Here is a 3,580-nt window from a genome sequence, read left to right as displayed (position 1 = left end):
GGCGCCGGAGACGGTTGAAACCCGGCTCGCACGCGTGCTTACTCTGCGCCCCTCCGTCGGAACGGACGGTCAGGACGAGGGACGGGCGTGAGGCAATGGGGGACAGGTTCGAGGGACTGGCCGAACAGGCCAGGGCACTGAGCGACGGTGACGCCACGTCGGCCGAGCTGGTCGGCCGCACGCTGGAACGCATCGCGGCGACCGCCGGCACCGTGAACGCCTTCCGCCTGGTACGGACCGAGGCGGCGCTCGCCGAGGCCGAGGAGGCCGACCGCAGGCTCGCGGCGGGGGAGCGGCTGCCGCTGCTCGGCGTGCCGGTCGCGGTCAAGGACGACACCGACGTGGCGGGCGAGCCCACCGCGTTCGGCTGCGCCGGCACGTTCCCGCGCAAGGCGGCCGACTCCGAAGCCGTCCGGCGGCTGCGCGCGGCCGGCGCGATCGTCGTCGGCAAGACCAACGCCTGCGAGCTGGGCCAGTGGCCGTTCACCGAGGGCCCCGCCTTCGGCGACACCCGCAACCCCTGGAGCCCGGCGCACACCCCCGGCGGCTCCTCGGGCGGCTCGGCCGCCGCGGTCGCCGCCGGGCTCGTCCCCGCCGCGCTCGGCACGGACGGCGCCGGCTCGGTCCGCATACCCGCCGCCTGGACCCACCTCGTCGGCATCAAGCCGCAGCGCGGCCGGATCTCCACCTGGCCCGAACCGGAGGCGTTCCAGGGCATCACCTGCATCGGCCCGCTGGCCCGCACGGTCGAGGACGCGGCACTGCTCCTGGAGGTGTGCAGCGGCAGCCACCGGCACGACCTGCACCGCCCGGCACCCGTCGCGGTGCGCGCCGCGGTCGGCCGGGACCCGGGCCGGCTGCGCATCGCGCTGTCCTGGAAGGCCGCCTGGACCGGTACGCCGCGCCCGCTCCACCCCGAAGTGCGCGCCGCCGTCACGGACGTCGCGCGCACCCTCGCCCGCCTCGGCCACCTCGTCGAGGAGGCCGAGCCTGACTACGGGCTGATCGGCCTCTCCTTCGTACCGCGCGCGACCACGGGCGTACGGGAGTGGACCGAACGGGTGCCGGACCCCTCGCTGCTGGACCGCAGGACACGCGAGGCGGCGCGGCTGGGCCGGCTGCTCGGCGGGCGCGCGCTGAAGCTGGCGCGGGCCGCCGAGGCGCGGCAGCAGAAGCGGGTGGGCGCGGTCTTCGGCCGGTACGACGTGGTGCTCACGCCGACCACCGCCACCCCGCCGCCGCGGATCGGCACCCTCGCCGCGATGAACGGCTGGCGCACCGACCGCGCGATGATCGCCGCCTGCCCGTACGCCTGGCCGTGGAACGTACTCGGCTGGCCCGGCATCAGCGTCCCGGCCGGCTTCACCTCGGCCGGCCTCCCCCTCGGCGCCCAGCTCCTGGGCCCCGAAGGCGACGAACCCCGCCTGATCTCCCTGGCCGCCCAACTGGAGGACGACCAGCGCTGGCACGAGAAGTGGCCCCGACTGAGAGCGGGGGCGTGATGGCCGGCCGTCGGGCCAACAGGGTGATCAGCCCAGCAGCTTGAGGATCGCGTCCGTGGTGTCGGTCTCGCCGAGGCGCGGGAAGATCTTTTCGATGCTGTTGCGGTGGGCTTCGGCGTCCATGTCGGTCACCGCGTCGGTCGCCACGGTCACGTGGTAGCCGTGCTCGTACGCGCTGCGGGCCGTGGACTCCACGCCGATGCTGGTCGCGATGCCGCCCAGCACGACCTGCGTGACGCCGAGGCGGCGCAGTTCCATGTCCAGCGGCGTGCCGTGGAAGGCGCCCCAGGTCTTCTTGGTGACCAGGACGTCCGACGGCTGCCGGTCCAGCTCCGGCACCAGCTCGGCCCAGTCGGCGGGCGGGTTGCCGGTGCGCGCCGGGCCCTCGGTGCGGCCGGGGGCGCCGCCGGTGACGTTCACCAGCACGACCGGCAGGCCGCGCGTGCGGAACGCGGCGGCCAGCCGCGCGCTCCGCTCGACGATCTCCGCGGCGGGGTGGGCGGTGGGCAGCGCGGTGATGCCCTTCTGCAGGTCGATCAGGACCAGTGCGGTCTTCGGGTCGAGCGTGGTGGCGGTCATGGTCAGTTCTCCGTCAGTCGTTTGAGGAGCGCGGCCGCTTCGGCCAGTACGCGCCGCTCCTCGGGGGTGGTGTGCTCGGCGAGGGCCACCGCGAGCCAGTTCTGCTTGGCCCGCCGGAGGCCGGCCAGCACCCGCCGGCCCTCCTCGGTGAGCGCGAAGACGACCTGGCGGCCGTCGGTGGGGTGCGGGCTGCGCGCGACGACGCCGCGTTCCTCCAGCGCCGCCAGGGTCACCCGCATCGACTGCGGGCGCACCAGCTCGGCCCTGGCCAGTGCCGCCGTGGTCGCGGGGCCCTCCAGGTCCAGCCGGGCGCAGACCGCGCGCTGGGTGGGCGTGATCCCGTCGGCCGGCGACTCGGCGCGCAGCCGGCGCATCAGCAGCCCGACCGCGGTGGCGAGGTCGGTGACGAGCTGTTCGTGCTCCTTGCCTGGCATCCCGCCACCCTAAGAAGTCGACAGGAAAACTTGCAAGTTTTCCTGTCGACCGTGGTGATCACGCCGTTGTTGCCTGATAGCCACTCCCTCGTCCGGTCCGGAGTGGAAAACTCCCCGTAGTCGTCCTGTGACGGAGGACGACATCTGAGGTACGAGCGGCACCGGCGCGACGGAAAGCGCGCGGTGGCGGGGGGAGAGAAGGGACGGCATGGCGGAGGCACGACTGCGGGACTCGGTGGCGGAGTTCGCGTACTTCCTGCGTGAGCTGACGGCGGCGCTGGACGCGGCCGACGGCTGGTACGGCGTCTTCACGCGGCGCGACCCCGAAGGGCTGCGGGCCTGCCTGGACGGGCGCGAGGTGCCGCCCTGGGACGTGGTCGAGTCGCTGCTCCACGACCTGGCGGGGCGGCGCGGCGCCGAGGCCGCGGCGGAGGCGGGGGCGCGCGCCCGGCAGCTGCACGGCGCTGCGGTCGCCGCGTACGACGCGCTGACCGGCGGCCCGGCGGCGCTCCGCGACCGGCTCGACGCCATGCTCGGCGAGCTGGCCCACGCCACCCGCCGCGAACAGGAGCTGCGCGCAGCGTTGCGGGAGGCCGACCCGGCCACGGACGTGGCGGCGCTCAACGGCGAGCTGGCCTGGGTCGCCGACGACGTGGCCCGCGCGCAGGCCCGCGTGCGCGAACTGGAACGGCGCATCGAGGACAGCGGAGAAGCGGCGTCGCCGCCCACGCCCCCGAGCGACCCCTTCACGCCCCACGCCCCGTCGGGGGATGCCGCGAACCCGTACGGGGCGTCGGGGGACGCGGTGGCCTCGTACGAGCCGTCGGGGGGCGCCGCGAACCGGTACGACTCGGCGGGGGACACCGCGGCCTCGTACGGGTCGGCGGGAGCCCACTTCGCGCCGCACGCGGCCGCGGTGGAAGGCTCGGCGTCGTACGAAGCGGCGGCAGAGGCGTCGGCCCCGCGCTCGGCGGCCGAGGACCCGGCGGGGTACGAGCCGGTGGCGTACGAGCCGGCGGGGGACACCACGGCCCCGTACGACCCGGCGCCGGACCCCTTCGCGCC

General features: G+C 75.4%; 3 protein-coding genes and 1 pseudogene. 2 read left to right on the top strand and 2 right to left on the bottom strand.

All coding sequences use genetic code 11. The features are described 5' to 3' along the window. Window positions 1-95: 95 nt before the first annotated feature. Window positions 96-1,502, top strand: coding sequence for an amidase (locus tag C3486_RS36375; protein WP_103837119.1), 1,407 nt, complete (start codon window positions 96-98; stop codon window positions 1,500-1,502). A gap of 27 nt (window positions 1,503-1,529) precedes the next feature. Here C3486_RS36375 and C3486_RS36370 read toward each other — a convergent pair whose 3' ends face one another. Continuing rightward, complete coding sequence (locus tag C3486_RS36370) at window positions 1,530-2,081, bottom strand: isochorismatase family protein (RefSeq protein ID WP_103837118.1); 552 nt, start codon at window positions 2,079-2,081, stop codon at window positions 1,530-1,532. Window positions 2,082-2,083: 2 nt separating this feature from the next. After that, complete coding sequence (locus C3486_RS36365) at window positions 2,084-2,515, bottom strand: MarR family winged helix-turn-helix transcriptional regulator (RefSeq protein WP_103837117.1); 432 nt, start codon at window positions 2,513-2,515, stop codon at window positions 2,084-2,086. 208 nt (window positions 2,516-2,723) lie between these two features. Between C3486_RS36365 and C3486_RS36360 the strand changes: the two are divergent. Next, window positions 2,724-3,580: pseudogene (locus C3486_RS36360) on the top strand (hypothetical protein); the annotation flags it as partial.

It is taken from the genome of Streptomyces sp. Ru73, assembly GCF_002920575.1.
Classification (GTDB): Bacteria; Actinomycetota; Actinomycetes; order Streptomycetales; family Streptomycetaceae; genus Streptomyces.
The sequence above is the reverse complement of the archived record's forward strand: the minus strand, read 5'-3'. Positions and strand labels throughout refer to the sequence as shown.